Annotated in this window: 14 protein-coding genes; 9 read left to right on the forward strand and 5 right to left on the reverse strand. The window is 47.2% G+C overall.

Going from position 1 to position 16,540, the window contains the following annotated elements; genetic code table 11:
• Positions 1 to 77: 77 nt before the first annotated feature.
• Complete coding sequence (locus tag BM415_RS00685) at positions 78 to 530, forward strand: SRPBCC family protein (protein ID WP_091153522.1); 453 nt, start codon at positions 78 to 80, stop codon at positions 528 to 530.
• A gap of 201 nt (positions 531 to 731) precedes the next feature.
• Here the strand turns inward: BM415_RS00685 and BM415_RS00690 are convergent, their stop codons facing one another.
• The gene (locus tag BM415_RS00690; protein ID WP_091153524.1) at positions 732 to 1,439 is read right to left on the reverse strand and encodes a protein kinase family protein; all 708 of its coding nucleotides are present in this window, start codon (positions 1,437 to 1,439) and stop codon (positions 732 to 734) included.
• A gap of 205 nt (positions 1,440 to 1,644) precedes the next feature.
• On the opposite strand from BM415_RS00690, the gene BM415_RS00695 reads away from it, so the two are divergent.
• The gene (locus tag BM415_RS00695; protein WP_244533102.1) at positions 1,645 to 2,568 is read left to right on the forward strand and encodes a PD-(D/E)XK nuclease family protein; all 924 of its coding nucleotides are present in this window, start codon (positions 1,645 to 1,647) and stop codon (positions 2,566 to 2,568) included.
• 272 nt (positions 2,569 to 2,840) lie between these two features.
• Positions 2,841 to 4,067, forward strand: a complete 1,227-nt coding sequence (locus BM415_RS00700; protein ID WP_091153526.1) for an AGE family epimerase/isomerase — start codon at positions 2,841 to 2,843, stop codon at positions 4,065 to 4,067.
• Between the two features lie 57 nt (positions 4,068 to 4,124).
• Here the strand turns inward: BM415_RS00700 and BM415_RS00705 are convergent, their stop codons facing one another.
• Entirely contained in the window at positions 4,125 to 4,982 is an 858-nt protein-coding gene (locus BM415_RS00705) for a helix-turn-helix domain-containing protein (RefSeq protein WP_091153529.1), read from the reverse strand.
• A 214-nt stretch (positions 4,983 to 5,196) separates the two neighbouring features.
• Between BM415_RS00705 and BM415_RS00710 the strand changes: the two genes are divergently transcribed.
• The gene (locus tag BM415_RS00710; protein ID WP_091153530.1) at positions 5,197 to 6,405 is read left to right on the forward strand and encodes an MFS transporter; all 1,209 of its coding nucleotides are present in this window, start codon (positions 5,197 to 5,199) and stop codon (positions 6,403 to 6,405) included.
• Between the two features lie 115 nt (positions 6,406 to 6,520).
• Here BM415_RS00710 and ald read toward each other — a convergent pair whose 3' ends face one another.
• On the reverse strand, positions 6,521 to 7,648 hold the full coding sequence (ald, locus tag BM415_RS00715) for an alanine dehydrogenase (protein ID WP_091153533.1): 1,128 nt from the start codon (positions 7,646 to 7,648) through the stop codon (positions 6,521 to 6,523).
• A 279-nt stretch (positions 7,649 to 7,927) separates the two neighbouring features.
• Between ald and BM415_RS00720 the strand changes: the two genes are divergently transcribed.
• Together BM415_RS00720 and BM415_RS00725 are read left to right on the forward strand one after the other, a co-directional pair.
• Positions 7,928 to 9,547, forward strand: coding sequence for a PucR family transcriptional regulator (locus BM415_RS00720; protein WP_244533103.1), 1,620 nt, complete (start codon positions 7,928 to 7,930; stop codon positions 9,545 to 9,547).
• Positions 9,548 to 9,663: 116 nt separating this feature from the next.
• Positions 9,664 to 10,671 carry a DUF1835 domain-containing protein gene (locus BM415_RS00725; protein ID WP_091153538.1) on the forward strand — a complete coding sequence of 336 codons (1,008 nt, stop codon included), beginning with the start codon at positions 9,664 to 9,666 and terminating at the stop codon, positions 10,669 to 10,671.
• 232 nt (positions 10,672 to 10,903) lie between these two features.
• Here BM415_RS00725 and BM415_RS00730 read toward each other — a convergent pair whose 3' ends face one another.
• The gene (locus BM415_RS00730) at positions 10,904 to 12,133 is read right to left on the reverse strand and encodes an aminopeptidase (RefSeq protein WP_091153540.1); all 1,230 of its coding nucleotides are present in this window, start codon (positions 12,131 to 12,133) and stop codon (positions 10,904 to 10,906) included.
• 161 nt (positions 12,134 to 12,294) lie between these two features.
• Between BM415_RS00730 and BM415_RS00735 the strand changes: the two genes are divergently transcribed.
• The 3 genes from BM415_RS00735 to BM415_RS00745 are packed head-to-tail and all read left to right on the forward strand — an operon-like array spanning position 12,295 to position 14,948.
• Positions 12,295 to 13,083 (forward strand): LamB/YcsF family protein, encoded by a 789-nt coding sequence (locus BM415_RS00735; RefSeq protein WP_091153543.1) that lies wholly within the window; start codon positions 12,295 to 12,297, stop codon positions 13,081 to 13,083.
• Positions 13,080 to 13,913 (forward strand): 5-oxoprolinase subunit PxpB, encoded by an 834-nt coding sequence (pxpB, locus tag BM415_RS00740; RefSeq protein ID WP_244533104.1) that lies wholly within the window; start codon positions 13,080 to 13,082, stop codon positions 13,911 to 13,913. Before BM415_RS00735 ends, pxpB begins: the two co-directional genes overlap by 4 nt.
• A 3-nt stretch (positions 13,914 to 13,916) precedes the next feature.
• Positions 13,917 to 14,948 carry a 5-oxoprolinase subunit C family protein gene (locus tag BM415_RS00745; RefSeq protein ID WP_091153544.1) on the forward strand — a complete coding sequence of 344 codons (1,032 nt, stop codon included), beginning with the start codon at positions 13,917 to 13,919 and terminating at the stop codon, positions 14,946 to 14,948.
• Here BM415_RS00745 and BM415_RS00750 read toward each other — a convergent pair.
• On the reverse strand, positions 14,925 to 16,046 hold the full coding sequence (locus tag BM415_RS00750) for an AbrB family transcriptional regulator (protein WP_091153547.1): 1,122 nt from the start codon (positions 16,044 to 16,046) through the stop codon (positions 14,925 to 14,927). The genes BM415_RS00745 and BM415_RS00750 overlap by 24 nt on opposite strands.
• Between the last annotated feature and the right edge of the window lie 494 nt (positions 16,047 to 16,540).

Here is a 16,540-nt window from a genome sequence, read left to right on the forward strand (position 1 = left end):
TAACAAATTTTGGGCAAAGTGAAGAAGGATATTGTCAAATACTTCACTGTTCACAAGAAAGAGAGGACTCTAATTCTATGGAAGCATTACGCTATGAGCTGTATATTGGGGCTTCGCCTCAGGAAGTATGGGACACGCTATTCAAGCCGGAAGGAACAAGGCAGATATTCTTTGGCTCAATCTTCGACTCTTCATTTAAAGTGGGCGAGGGGTACAGATATGTCGGCCCTGGGAATGAGGGAGATGAAACAGTGCATGTATATGGTGAGGTGCTTGCCTGTGAACCAGGCAAAATGTTCAGCTGCACAGAGCATCCTGGGCCAAGCTATGCGGAGAATCATGCGGAGCTCTCGACCCGAATGACCTATACCCTTGAGATTGTAGGCGGGTGTACGAAGCTGACCTTTGTAAATGATGAGTGGAGTGAAGGGCATCCATCCTATGAACGAACGAAATCAACTTGGCCCATGATTCTAAGCAATGTGAAAAGTGTGGCTGAGACAGGAAAGGCGCTTGATTTTGGGTTTTGAGGAAAGGCGCTTGTTTTTAAGTTCTGAACGAAAACAGCGGCAAGGCGCTTGTTTTTAGGTTCTGAACGAAAACAGCGGCATGTAGCATCTCTATGATTGGCTTAGAGAAGCACATGCCGCTGTTTTGTGTAGACAGCTTAGTTATAATAATGAGCCTATCTTATGGCAAAGAGTAAGTAGACTCATTCATTCTATAATTCTTTACTTCATCAGCTTATCAAACAGTCTGATCACCTTGGCAGAGAATTCCTCCAGATTCATGACCGATTTATTCCGGCGGTTATACCACTTCTTAACGGCATCAATGACCCAGAGTGGAACTTTGATTTCGTTAAATCGGGGATAGACATTATAGTAGGCCCACACTAAGTGATCCCAGCGCTGGTCGTCGCCCTCCTTCACATATTCGGAGACGTCGAGCACCTTGCCGCGGCCGTTCTGATTTACCACGTTCTTCAGATGGATATCCCGAGGGTTAAGGCCTACGCTTCTAACATACTTTCGAGCCTCTTCCACATCAAGAATAACCTGCTCCGGTACAGGAATACCCAGGGTTAGGCAGTCCTGAAGCGTCGGCCCCTCTTCAAAGCTGAGCACCAGGTAATTCACTCCGTCTCCATAACAGGCTGCAAAATACGGAGAGCCCTTCAGCTTCGCATAAACTTCTTTTTCTGTGTTTTTCTTGTCCAATGCTTGCTGTGAATAGATTTTGAAAGCATACTGAGACAATTCCGGCATTATAAATACAGCGGCATCTGTGCCGACACCGATGCATTCTAGTCCATCTGTATTTCCTTCAATACTGACAAGGTCATTGTCGGCATTGCCTATAATCTCAACCTGCGCAAGCAATGGATCGGCCTGCAGCCAATCATTCCTTGCTTCTTCTTGCTCAAATTCAGTACTCATGTGCTGTTAGCCCCTTTAACGTGAACAACCCTGCCTTGTCCTATATTATATGCAGGGGTGGCCTCTCATTGCTTCATTGTAAAATATATTATCCGTTGTTTTACGCACAAGTGTTATAAAATGATTCGTTAGGTTGTTGCTTGCTATGATAGAATACAATACATCAAAGAGATGATAGATTGCAAAGAAAGGCGTTTGATGGATCATGAAGACAATGTATCCCCCGTGGTCTTATTCAGGCTCACGGGCAGGGATGTTTAGTGAATGCCTTCGTAAATATTATTACCATTATTACGGCTCGCATAACGGGTGGAAGCCAGAATCAGCAGACCCAGATCAGGTTCAGACTTACCGGTTGAAGCAGCTGAGCAGCCTGTATTTGATCTTCGGAAACCTCGCACATCAAATGTGTGAATCGGTGATCCGAAGCTGGGAACGTAATAGAACGGTGCCGGAGGCACCATTTTTACAGAAGCGAATGCGCGACCTATTGAACAAGGCTTATTTGGAGTCGAAGGACATGAATGGATGGCATCTTGATCCCAAGTATCATACCATGCTGTCTGAACTGTACTATGACGAGGATGCCAAGCTGCAGAACCGGATCACCTCGATTAAAGCACGGATGGAGACAGTGGCGGGGAAGCTGTACGAGAGCAGGACCTGGAAAGAGATTGAGTCTGGCATTGCTCATATTATGGAGGTCGAGAAATGGGACCACATGATTCTGCACGATACGAAAGTATACGTTAAGATGGACGTGCTGTATCGCAATGAGAAGGGGCACATCGTTATTGTCGATTGGAAGACAGGTAAGGAGGATGATTTTACAGATCAGCTGTATTTGTATGCAGCCTATGTTCATGACCATTATAATATACCGTATGAGCATATTGAGCTCAGAGTGGAGTACCTGCTGACCGGAAATAGTGAGAGCTACCAAGCATCTCAGGCTGAAATTGATGAGGTCATTGCCAAGGTAGGCAGAGAGATCGAGGAGATGAAGTCCTGTCTTGCCGATGATTATTACAACCGGCCGAAGGACATCGGATATTTTACGCCAATGCCTTCGGAAAGAGTGTGCGGGGAATGCAATTTCAGAGAAATATGCAGTTATAGAGCGGTTTAAAAAAAGTTATAGAGTAGTTTAGAATAACGCCTCGGGGTATTTTATCCCCTGTGGTGTTATTTTTATATTAACTAGCGAAGATTACAGAGAGATATAGTATAACTATTATGTTATTATATCAATGGATTTGTTATTACGTATTAATTAATCAGAAACATGATATATCAATGATATTGTTATTGATTTGTTTTGGTATGGTGATCTTTTTGTTATGGATTCATATGAATGCGTCAGATGAACAGCAATGAGAGAGGATCGAGGAGGACGAAGGTATGAGTGAGAACTTAAACTTGCCAGGCTGGCTGGAAGAGGTCGAATCCGAGCTGAAGAACAATATTCTGGGCTTCTGGAAAGCACGGACGATTGACAATACGAATGGCGGTTTTATCGGAGCGATGAATGCGGATGGAGAGATTGAAGAAGGAGCGGACAAATCCCTTGTGCTTAATGCGCGCATCCTGTGGACATTTGCTGCGGCATATCGCAAATATGGGCAGGAAGAGGATCTTCATATGGCCGAACGTGCGCTTGAACAGCTAGAGGCCTATTTTGTAGATAATGAATTTGGCGGCTTCTATTGGATGATTCATCCGGACGGGACACCATCAGAGGATAAGAAGCAGGTATATGGTCAGGCGTTTGTGATCTATGCACTCGCTGAATATATTCGGGCTACGGATAACCATGAACCGCTGCAGCTGGCAGAAGAAATCTACCGCCTGCTCGAACGTTATGCTTATGATCCGGTACATACAGGCTATGTTGAAGCCTTATCACGTGAGTGGAGCGAGACAGACGATCTCAGCCTCAGCGGCAAAGATCTGAACGAGCGCAAATCCATGAATACGCATCTGCATGTACTTGAGGCTTATACGAATCTATACCGGATATGGAAGCCGGAGGGGCTGCGTCTGAAGCTCAAAGAGCTTATCGAAGTCCATTTGAAGCTAATACTGAATATGGAATCAGGTCACTTCAAGCTGTTCTTTGATGATGAATGGAATTCACAGTCTACTGACGTCTCATATGGGCATGATATTGAGGGAAGCTGGCTGCTATGGGAAGCAGCAGAAGTACTTGGAGATCGTGAGCTTCTGAATCAGGTTCGATCTGCTGCGCTTAAGATGGCAGTGGCGACGCTTGAAGAGGGGACAGATGAAGATGGAGCCATCTACAATGAGCTTCATGCAGACGGCAGACTGGACGACAGCAAGGACTGGTGGCCGCAGGCAGAAGCGATGGTCGGATATCTTAATGCCTATCAGATCAGTGAGGAAACCCGTTACTTGCATGCCGCTCAGCGCAGCTGGAATTTTATCCGGGATTATATTGTTGATCGTACAGGCGGGGAATGGCACTGGCAGGTATTCCGAAGTGGAGAGCCTAATCTCAGCCAGCAGAAGGTCGGCGCATGGAAATGTCCTTACCACAACAGCCGTGCATGTCTGGAGGCGATAGAGCGTTTGGAATCCATAACGCGATCATACTCTCAAGTTTAATATCATTTGCATAACAAATAAGCATAACAATTAGATGGGAACAGATCTTGGTGGGAGCTAGAGATCTGTTTTTTTATGATGCGGTTTCATCGACAAGCCCTCGGCATAGGACAGACTTTGGTTATGATGCTCTCGATATTGTTTAGGCGACATACCGACAACTCTAGTGAACAGAATGGAGAAATAGTTGGGATTCTCGTATCCGGTCATTTTGGCAATTTCCCATACTTTCATGTCAGACTGAACCAGCAGCCGGGTCGCTTCTCCCATGCGTCTCTGAATCATATAATTAATTGGGGAAGTCTCGTAAGTATTCTTGAAGATATGAGCAAGATAGTAGGAACTGATATTGAATTCGTCTGCGATCTGTTTAAGGCGGAGAGGCTGTGTGTAATTTCCGTCAATATATTCTTTAATTTCGGTTGCCAGCTTGTTTTTGGTCAGGCTTTGAGCGTAATTCTGCAGTTTAAGCATGCGATGCACAAGCACCAGAATGGAGCTCAGCAGATGCCCTGCGATTTGTTCATGTCCCTCCTCCTGCATGGATGATTCCTCAAACAGCAGTTCCATAAGCATGATCAATTCGTTCGAGTATTTGTTAGCACGAATCACAGGATGGGCGTGAAGCGGGACAATATATTCGCGAGCAGAAGAGAAGCCGCAGTAGCAAATAAACACAGGGTGCTCTTTGGAAGATTTCTCTGCGTGAAGAATGCCTTTGTTATAAATGAGCACGTCCCCTTTGACTGCGTGATAGCTTGATTCTCCTATGGTGAAGTCCCCTTCGCCCTCCTTGATAACGAGAATTTCAAACAGGTCTTCATGCTTGTGGCTTGGAAACTGCCAGTCCGGATTATTACTCATATTCCCGGCATATAGCAGCTGTTCAGCAGGTGGCGCAGCGTTCTTGTTCACCTATATCCCTTCCTTCTGTGTCAACTGAATCCTGGTTCACATCTTAAAGTCAAGCTAAAATTATGTCAAATAAAAGAGCAAGATATATAACAAAGGAACAAAACCCAGCAACATGTTTAATTGTAGACTCCCTCTAATATTCGTATGCTGTTAAAGGCGGATTTCATTATATCCATCGCACAATGAAATTATATAAAGATAGAGGGAGAGAAACATGTCTTACACCAAAGAAAAAGGGCTCGTTTTTTCTTTTACACTGATGGCATTCATCCTCGGTACGACGGAATATGTTATTGTCGGTCTGTTGTCAGACATTGCCCGTGATTTTGGCGTTACGCTGACGGCAGCGGGAATATTAGTATCCGGATTTGCCATGGCCTACGCTGTCGGCACACCGATTGTATTAAGCATCTTCGGTCGCTTCCCCAAGCGGATGCTGATATTAACGGGGATTACACTCATTATATTCTTGAACATACTTAGTGCATTATCCGGTTCATTTGCATTCTTGATGGGGACACGAATCGCGACGGCGATGCTGTGCGGCTTGTCCTTATCACTGGCTATATCGGTAGCAAGTGATTATGTGGCCCCTGAGCGCCGTGGCCGTGCAATCTCTTACATTTTAGGCGGCTTTACGATTGCTAATGTTTTTGGTGTTCCGATCGGCACCTTTGTAGGACAGTTTTTTGATTGGCCTGCTGCATTTATTCTCGTCAGCATTCTGGGAGTTGCAGCGCTGTTGTTAAACGCGGTATATATTCCAAGAGGTATTCCCGTTGTGAAGGTATCCGCCAAAGAGCAGTTTGTTCTGCTCGGGAATCCCCGGATTATCCTTGCTTTTCTGATTCCTGCCTGCGGGACGGCTGCCATATTTGTAGTGTATACGTATATCGAACCGATTATGGGCGAAGTCATGGGGCTTCCGAAGGCATGGTTTAGCGTTATTCTGTTCGTATATGGCCTGGTTACCATCGTAAGTAATTATATTGGAGGCAGAGTCGCGACTGGGGATTACATTGGTAAGCTGAGATTCGTCTTCATGGTTCAGGCTGCACTGTTTGTTCTGTTCGGATTGCTTGCCTCCGTGCCTGTTGCCGGCCTAGTGAGCCTGATTATGATCGCACTGGTCTCTTATGTGCTCAATGCATCTACTCAGCTGTATCTTATTGATCTTGCTCGCAGATATGTGCCGCGCGCAAAAGATTTTGCGACTTCTCTGATGCCAGTTGCTAATAATACAGGTATTGCAGTGGGGTCTTTTATCGGAGGGCTGGTCGTACAGAGCAGAGGACTTACGGCTCTTCCGTGGCTGGCTCTTGCATTTACAGTTGTTGCGTTTGTTATTACGGCACTATCCTATCAGCTGGACCGGAAGCGCAAGATAGAAGTGCAGGATGAGCTCGCGCCGATCCGTACCTGACTTCTTAATAAAAAGCAGAGCAGCATACTCTTGAGTTTAAGTATGCAGGCTCTGCTTTTTTTATATCAATAGAAGTTTATGTGCTGCATATCGATGTAGCCGGGTTACAGAGGAATTAGTTGGTTACTGCGGTTCTTAATGCTTCTTCCGCAGAGACGAAGGGATACCCGAGATCTCTCGCTACGGCTTCATAGGTTACCTGACCTTTGTATACATTCAGACCTGTTAGAATGGCCTTATCCAGCTTAATGGCTTGAAGTGCACCAAGATCAGCCAGCTTCAAGGCGTAAGGCAAGGTTGCATTCGTGAGAGCCAGTGTAGAAGTACGCGGCACTGCGCCAGGCATGTTGGCTACAGCATAATGGACTACGCCGTGCTTCACGTAAGTTGGGTTGTCATGGGTCGTGATATGATCAATCGTCTCCACAATTCCACCCTGGTCAATGGCAACATCGACGATAACCGAGCCAGGGCTCATATTCTTGACCATGTCTTCCGTTACGAGACGAGGAGCCTTGGCACCCGGAATCAACACGGCGCAGATCAACAGATCAGAAGCTGCGACCGCTTCAGCGATATTTGCAGGTGTGGACACAAGGGTATGGATGCTGCTGCCGAAGATGTCGTCCAGCTCGCGGAGGCGATTTACGCTAAGGTCGATGAGCGTCACATCTGCACCGAGACCTACCGCTATTTTGGCTGCATTCGTACCTACAATTCCACCGCCGATGATCGTAACCTTTCCACGGCTTACACCCGGAACTCCGGATAGCAGAATCCCTTTACCACCTTTGTTCTTCTCCAGCAGCTGAGCACCGATCTGGGCAGCCATTCGGCCAGCGACTTCGCTCATAGGTGTCAGTAAAGGCAGAGCTCCGTTTACCGTGATCGTCTCATAAGCGATAGCAATGACTCCGCTGTCCACGAGAGCTTTGGTAAGCTCAGGCTCGGCCGCGAGGTGAAGATACGTAAACAGGATGAGGCCTTTTCTGAAATATCCGTATTCACTGGATAGTGGCTCTTTGACCTTCATCACCATATCCGTTTTATTCCATACAGAGGCAACGTCCGTCAGCTCAGCTCCTGCTGCAGCATATTCAGCATCCGTGAAGTTGCTGCCATTACCGGCTCCGGATTCCACGTAAACCTGATGCCCCTTGCGAACGAATTCTGCTGCTCCTGCGGGTGTTAGAGCTACCCGGTTTTCATTGTTTTTGATTTCTTTTGGTACACCAATGATCATGCGAATCACCTCGTAATTAGAGTAAATTTGATGTTTTAAACTCTACAATGCTGATAGATTCAAAGTTTTATATATAATTTAATGTCAGCTATACTACAATTCTATGTTGGATAATAGCAAAATGCATCTTACTTTTTGTCTACAAATCAACCCTTTTGCATAACTTTATGTCATAATAGTCGAGTGTCATGGTTTTCATTCCTGTTATTAATGTAACTAAAATTGACATGGTGGTGATTTTTTCTGAAAAATCCTCAATCTCTTACAATAAAAGAGGTCATGAACAGACCCATCTTCAAAAGAGCGCATATTGCTGCAGGCGAGAAGGGGCTCCATCGTCAGGTGGGCTGGGTTCATGTTCTGGAAATAACCAAGATTTCACCTTACTTGAGCAGAGGAGATCTCATCCTCTCCACTGGCCTATGGCTCAAATTTGAGCAGGAGCGGAAGGAGTATCTTCTTCAGCTCATCCAGAGCGAGGCGGCAGGACTGTGTGTCGAATTCGGAACAAGTATTGATCATATTCCTGCGGATATTCTTAAATTGGCCGATGAGCATGGATTTCCCATTATCGTATTTGACAGACCCGTCCGGTTCGTGGAGATTACACAGGATATTCACTCTTATATTATTAACCGTCAGCATCAGCTCCTAAAGGATTTGGAGAATTATTCTCGCAAAATTCAGCAGCTGACGCTCCAAAGCACGGATGTGTCCAGCATTCTCCGTCTGCTCCATGAATATTCATCCCAGCAGGTTGCGTATATCTCTTCACTTGAGCATAACCAGTTTTACCCCAGTATTGAACCGGAAGCAGCAGCTTCAATATCAGAGCTGTACTCTCGTGAAGTAGAGCATAGGAACCTGGGGAGTCAGGAATCCAACATTCAAGCTGAATTAGATGAAGGCACAACGGTATTGTTCCAGCCTGTCGTCATTTTTGGGCAGGTGTTCTCGGGCGTTGGCATCGTAACCAGAGAACAGCCGACGGAAGCGATATCCCTTCTCCTGGATTACACAGTAAAAGCAGTAGCTACGCTGCTTCTGCGGACACAGTTTCTTGAAGACAAAATGCTCCGCAATCAGAACGGCATCCTGCAGGATCTGCTCAGCAACCGGATTCATAATGAAGAACAGGCGCAGACGAGCATGGGGCTGCGGCTGCTGGTGAAAGGTCAATACCTATTTATAGGCGGTGTGATGGAAATTGAGCATCGTTCTAAGAACGTAGCGGAGGAGCGAAAGGAAGCGGGTCATCAGGATATTATGGTATTGCTGCGTTCGCTGCTGAAGAAAAATAATGTGCCTCATCTGGTGATGATGAAATTGAACCAAATTCATGTGCTCTGTGCAAAAGAGTCCATCACGAAGGATACAGAGCGCAATCTAATGCTTACACTCCAGACGATTACAGAGGATACCAGCCGTTTTGCTACCCAGCAGCTTGAAGGTGTGATAATTCATGCCGGTTTTGGCAAAAGCAGAAGCAAGATGATTGAATCCTCACGCTGCTTTGAGGAGGCCTATCAGGTGATTGAGGTCAGCCGGAGTGTGCCTCAGATGAACCATTGTTTATTTTATGACAAGCTTGGGGTCTATCAATTGTTAAAGGCTGCTCCGAACGAGTTCCTGAAGTCCTTTGTACAGGACCACTTAGGAACATTGATTCAGTATGATGAGAAGCATGAGCTTCAGCTTCTGTCAACGCTCAAGGCATATATGAACGCCTTCGGGTCCAAGCTGGAGACCGCCAAATCTCTATATATTCATAGACAAACCTTGTACAACAGGCTGGATAAGCTGGAGGAGATTCTGGGAGAGGACTGGCTGCTGCCGCACCGTCGAACATCAATCGAAATGGCATTGCTCGCCCATGATATGCTTCAGCACAGCCGATAGGGAAGTGAAAGGTCCTTAAAAAGAGGCTGTTTGATGCTCGAGCCAAGCTGAAGTCACGGCTTCCGGTAGTTGATTTCACGCACGTCAATCACAACTTATATGATGGAGGAACCCAAATGCTGCATATTGTGAACGGTGACATCGTTGCAGATAAATTGAAACGAGCAGGAATACAAGGTGAAATCCTGGTGTGGCGCGAAATCTATTCCTGCGGGCCCTTATTTGAGGATATGGAGAATGAAGTGAATTCCTCTCTGCGGGCAGAGGCCCTGGAACGCCTCCTTGGTATTCCGGCAGGAGAGTACATGGCACAGTGTCACCGTCAGGAACTAGTGCTGAAGAGGCTCTCTGCATTTGATGAGGTCGTGCTGTGGTTCGAGCATGATTTGTTTGACCAGACGATGCTTGCCTATCTGCTCCACTGGTTTGCTCAGAAGGATACAGGCCGTGTTGTTAAGCTGAATTTGCTCAGCATTGGATCTTATCCTGGAATTGAACGGTTTCGGGGACTGGGACAATTATCTCCACCCGAGCTCCAAGCATTATCCGGGACATGGCATCTGCTAAGCCGTGATGAGCTTGAGCTGGGAAGTGCGTGGTGGCGGGCCTATATATCGTCTAATCCGGGTGAGCTTGCGCAGATGCTGGAGAAGACCGAAGCGGAGGCAGTGATTCTTCCATTTGCCAAAAAAGCCTTTACTGCTCATCTATCAAGACTCCCTTCGCTTCAAGATGGTCTTGGCTGTGTCGAGCAGGAAGTGCTTGCTGCCTTGAAGAGAGGCCTGAGAGGACCGCATTCCCTGTTCAGGGAAGTCGGAGACAAGCTGCATCTACTTGGTATGGGTGATCTCGAATTTTGGTCGATTCTCAAACGAATGGCCGCTGGTTCGGCTCCTGTGCTGCATCTGGCAGGAAGTGATCGCTTTCCGGATTATCAGTTCACCCCCGAAGCATTTAAAGAGGCGGTATTAACACTGACAGAGCAAGGCGAGAAGGTGCTTAACGGAGCCGTTCATTATATGCCAGACTTAACAGAAGAGCTATGGTATGGAGGGATTCCTCTTCACGGTCCGGTCAAATGGGGCTGGGATAGAGAAAACGAGTCAATTGTGAAGCTGGAATAAGAAGTCGCTGTTCGAGAATCCGAACGAGCCCCGCTGTTCTGATTCCGAGCTAATTTCCCGTTCTGAATGCAGCATCACTTATGATCTCGCTTTGTTAAAATTACTCCCTGAAATAGCAAGACCCGATTCACAAGCTAGCTGTGAATCGGGTCTTTCTCATCTATATATACTCTATCTTTTCATACTGCGTTTTGTTTATAGCTCCCTGAAGAGCAGCATCATAGCATTTTATTTAGAATGCCCAGTTCCCCTGCTTGAAGACGGCCTCTTCCTTGCCATCCTTCGTAATTCCAATGATGTCGAGCTTACCGGAACCGATCATGAAATCGGTATGCGCCACACTTGTGTTCAGCCCACGTTCACGCAGCTCTTCTGGAGAGAGCTCTGTGCCGCCTTCAACACAAGCAGAGTAAGCACTGCCGATGGCTAGGTGACAGCTGGCATTCTCATCGAACAGGGTCTTATAGAACAGGATGTTGGAATCGGAAATTGGTGAATGATGTGGAACGAGTGCCACTTCTCCTAGATAGTGGGAGCCGTCGTCCATTCCGACAAGACCTTTCAAGGTTTCTTCGCCTTTCTCTGCTGTAACCTTGGTTACGCGTCCGTTCTCAAACGTGAACGTGAAATTATCAATGATATTACCACTGTAGCTGAGCGGCTTCGTGCTGGATACGGTTCCATTCACTCCTGTACGGAACGGAGCAGAGTATACCTCTTCTGTCGGCAGGTTCGGTACGAACCAAACGCCTTTTTCATTCTCCTTGTTGCCGCCAAGCCATACGTGGTTCTCAGGCAGATCGAGCTTAAGATCCGTTCCCGGACCAATAAAATGAAGCTGCTTGTACTGCTTGCTGTTCAGATAGCTGGATTTCTCCTTCAGGGTAGCCACATGCTTCTCCCAAGCGGCAATTGGATCAGGCTGATCTGCACGAACCATTTGGAAGATGGCGTCCCAGAGCTTCGCCACTGCTTCTTCCTCAGGCACATCAGGGAACACCTTGGTTGCCCATCCTGCAGATGGAGCCGAGCCAAGTGTCCAGCTTACCTTGAAGGATTGAGTCAGCTGGCGGAATCTGGTAAGGGCATTGCTCGCTGTTTTGTTGGCATTGATGATCTTTTGCGGAGAAACACCGGCCAGCAGATCTGGATCATCCGATTTGATCGTAATGAAGGCAGCCCCATTCTCAGCCTGCTCGATCCGTTCTGCTGCGGCATGCGTAGGAACATCCAGAAAAGACTCCTCTGATCCCATGTCGTATTGAATACGGGATACGGCATCATCTGACCAGTTTACTTTGACCTTGTACGCACCGGCTTCATAAGATTTTTTGACAATTGCACGAGCAAGCTCAGGAAAATCAATCGAAATATTGAGCACGACCGTTTGTCCTTGTTGAACATTGACACCGACCTTAACGAGGAGCTCGGCATAATTGTTGAGTTTAGTTTGAAAATCCATTTTGAAATATCCTCCCTATTTCCTGCCTGGTAAATATTGATCTCTTCTAGTGTACTGCTAATTGTCTCGAAATCAAAATGAAAGTAATGATATGATGAAGAAAGAATACGTAGGAAGTTAGTTCAAGTAGTTGATTTATGATCAGGGGGCTGTTGCTGCATATGAGTAACCATTTAGCACATAAACTTCAAATTGATCTGAACTGTGACCTGGGGGAGGGATATGGGGCGTATCCTTCGACCTCCGATGCACAGATGATGAAATACATATCGAGTGCGAACATTGCCTGTGGCTATCATGCGGGGGACCCAGGGAAGATGAGAGAAGCTGTACAGCTGGCACTCGCACATGGGGTTGCGATTGGAGCACATCCAAGCTTGCCGGATCTCATCGGTTTCGGCAGAAGGGAAATGGCCGTCACTCCTCAGGAAGTATTCGATATGACCTTGTACCAGATTGGAGCACTCATTGCGATTGCTAAGGCAGAGGGAGCAGAGCTGTCTCATGTGAAGCCTCATGGAGCACTATACAATATGGCTGCTGAGCGGGAACCGATCGCAAGAGCGATTGCCGAAGCTGTATATCGTGTGGATTCGAGGCTGATTCTGTTCGGTCTGGCGGGAAGTCATTCCATTCATACTGCAGAAGAGGTCGGTATTAGAACGGCCAGTGAGGTATTTGCAGACCGTACCTATGAAGCGGGGGGAACATTGACCCCGAGACATATTAAGGGAGCAGTAATTCATGATTCTTCCGCTTGTGTGCGGCAGGCACTGAGGATGATTCAATCCGGAGAAGTCATTTCACGGGAAGGAACACCGATTAAGATCAAGGCTGATACGTTATGCATCCATGGCGACACGCCAGAGGCTATCGAGCATGCTCTGCAATTAAGAGAAGCTTTCAAGCAGCAGGGGATCGAGGTGCGAAGAGCGGGTGAGCGGGTATGAATGAGGACCATAAAGAGAATCAGGATCAGGGTCATATGGAAGTAAAAATACCAAAATTAATCTCTATGGGTGACTCTGCCGTTCTGATTGAATTTGATCAGCGAATCGATCCTGAGATTCACGTGCAAGTGCGTTCGTGCTTGATCCAGCTGGAGGCGCAGGCTTTTCCTGGGATGCTCGAATGTGTACCTGCATACGCGAGCATTACAGTTCATTACGACCCCATTGTAGTGATGCGTGACGTAAGCGGGGCATTTGAAATGTGTTCCGGATGTGACGAAGGGCTGGACAGAAGTGCGCAGTATGTTTCCCCATCACAGCGAGTTAGAAGTTACATCACGGCGCTGCTCGGCAAGTCTTCTCAATTTCAGCGCGAAGAGCCAAGATCTATCACGATTCCCGTATGGTACGGAGGAGAAGCGGGACCCGATTTGGAGGAAGTGACCCGTCATACAGGCCTATCTGCTGAAGATGTGATTCGAGAGCATACCACTCCGGAGTACACCGTGTATATGATAGGATTCTCTCCGGGATTCCCTTATCTTGGCGGGATGAATCAACGGATCGCCACACCAAGAAGAGCCGCGCCTCGCACGCAGGTTCCGGCAGGAAGTGTCGGGATTGCAGGAGGACAGACAGGGGTGTACCCACAGACTACACCTGGGGGATGGCAGATCATTGGCAGAACACCGCTGCAGTTGTTTAATCCGCTGGTGAAAGAGCCTTCCTTGCTTCAAGCCGGGGATCGGGTGCGATTTCAGCCCATCTCGGAGAAGGAGTACAGATCTGCAAACACTCAGAAGTGTTTCTCTATTTCAGGGAGGCGGTGAACAGTGAGTATTCGTGTGATAAAGCCCGGACTACTGACGACAATACAGGACTTGGGTAGATGGGGGTATCAGAAATACGGGGTTCCTGTCTCGGGTGCGATGGACAAGGATGCGGTCAGAATCGCAAATATGCTCGTAGGTAATGAAGAGGCAGACGCAGTGCTTGAGGTGACTTTATCTGGAGCTGAATTTAGGATGGAGCACACAGGCCTAATAGCGGTTTGTGGTGGGAATCTAAGACCCGTTATAGACGACATGCCGTTGCCAATGTGGAGGCCAGTTATTGTAAACGAAGGAAGCAGGATCAAATTCAGAGGACCTGATTATTCCAGCAAAAGGGGATGCAGAGCCTATATTGCATTTGCTGGAGGGATCGATGTTCCCGTTCTGATGGGAAGCCGGAGTACTTATATAAGAAGTGAGCTGGGAGGTTATTCGGGCAGGATGCTGCAAGCGGGAGACGTTCTGTCTGTTCTTAAACCCGGAGAATGCAGCCGTTTACTCGAACAGAGGATTGCTGAAGAAAGGCGGGTCAAGCATATTGGGTATGTAACTACAGCCTGGTACGTTGATCCGTCTGGGTTCTATCCCAGAGAGAATGTCATCAGGGTCATGGAGGGAAGTCATTTTTCATGGATGACAGCACGTGGTCAACAAAGTTTTGTATACCAGAAATATCGGATCGAGCCAAGCTCAGATCGGATGGGATATCGGCTCCGTGGAACGGAGGGTCCCTTAGAACTTACAGGTGAGATTGAGCTTCTCTCCGAGGGGGTAACCGAAGGGACCATTCAGCTGCCGCCCAGTGGAGAACCTATTCTTCTGCTGGCTGACCGACAGACGACAGGAGGATACCCTAGAATAGCCCATGTCGCAAGTGCGGATCTCGCACTCCTTGCACAGCTTCCTCCAGGTGCTCAGCTGTCCTTTCACCTCATCAGCGTGCAGGAAGCGGAGAGGCTTCTAATAATGAAGGAAACACAGATGAACCAGCTTAGGCATTCTATCAAATTAAAAGCGTTCCTCGGCAACTAGCTGGTTCTTTTTCTGTACATAGTTTATTACCATTCTCAGCATAGGCGGAACCGCAAAAAATATAAAGAGCAGGCGGAACAGCTGATAGACAGCAACAATGGATAGATCTGCACCGATCTCGTGCGCCATAATACTCATCTGATCCATTCCTCCTGGAGCCAGGCTTAACAGCGCGGTTGGAAGACTGACCGAACCAAACACAGACAACAAGTAACTCAGTATACCCGCGCCGGCGACGAGCAGCAGACTTGAAGTGATTGAGAGGGATAAGATTTTAAACCTTTGTGTAAATTGTCCAGGCTTAAGCAGCAGTCCGAGATATGCACCAATGAGCACCTGCGCCCCATTGAGGACGGCAGTAGGAAGAATGGGACCGACTATTCCCGTCATTTGCAGCAATGCTGTACCCATCATTGGTCCGAGGAGCGGAGCAGTTGGAAATTTCAAATGCTTGGCTGCCCATGCGCTCAGAATACAGACCACAGCATACAGCACATAATTCAAAATTATACTTTGATCGCTGCCGATCATCGCGGTGGCTGCTTCAGTAATTCCGGCACCTGAACGCTCATGAGTCTGACCGACGATGGGGCTGAAGAGCAGGGCAGGAACGGATATGATGATGGTCATTAAACGAATGACCTGCATGACGGTGACGATCGTTACATTCACTCCCTTAGTTTCCTCGGCGAGGGTTACGACCTGGCTCAAGCCGCCAGGGATACTGCCCATCAGCATCGTCAGGAAATCCGTTCGCATCAGCCGGGACAAAATGACGGACATGCCGGCGCACAGCAGGAGCAGCAGTACAGTCATAAGCAGCATGGTCGGCAGATGCCGTGTAATTTCCTTGAGAGCAGAGAGAGTGAAGGACAAGCCCATCGTATACGCAACAATGATCATGCCTGTATTTCGCAGAGAGGCGTTCCACTCAAAATGAATTCTCCATTTAGTAGAGCCGATCAGCACAAATACCATAGGACCGAGCAGCCAGGAGAGTGGAATGTGAAGAAGATCAAACACCCAGCCACCGAGTATGGCAGTGAGCAGAGTTAAGCTAAGGCGCGCTGCTTTGTTTTTACGTAATATGTCGGGCATAACGAGGATCATCCTGTTCTGTATTGGATTCATGGAGCATATGTCGTTCTCGTATGTATATCATCCTGTTAAGCATACTACTCTTTGCTTACATTATAAAAGTGATAAATGATTTTGATCAGGTGATGATGATTGCAGCAGGTCATATTAAGCGTATTGATAAGAAGTGAGGCGGGTTATGAGTAGACGAAAAAAACGCTGGTTTAAATCTCAAACCAACGTTTTTTTACAGTGGATTTTATATTTTTCTGTCTCATTTTCTTCTGACTGTCGTGTAGACTCCTTAGCCATTCATTTATACCTCTGGATGATCCAGACTGTACTTACCTAAATTCCAATTTATAATTCCTTAATCTCTAAATGTATTTTTCCCTAAGAAAATGACCCTTTGATCTCCTTATTGGAAAGAATACCGCATAGACAAATTCAAAAGCTTTCCAATCCAAGAACGATCGGACGAACATTCGCATACAGAGCCCTCCATGGCCAGCCGA

The sequence above is a fragment of the Paenibacillus sp. 453mf genome (genome assembly GCF_900116105.1).
Taxonomy (GTDB): Bacteria; Bacillota; Bacilli; order Paenibacillales; family Paenibacillaceae; genus Paenibacillus; species Paenibacillus provencensis.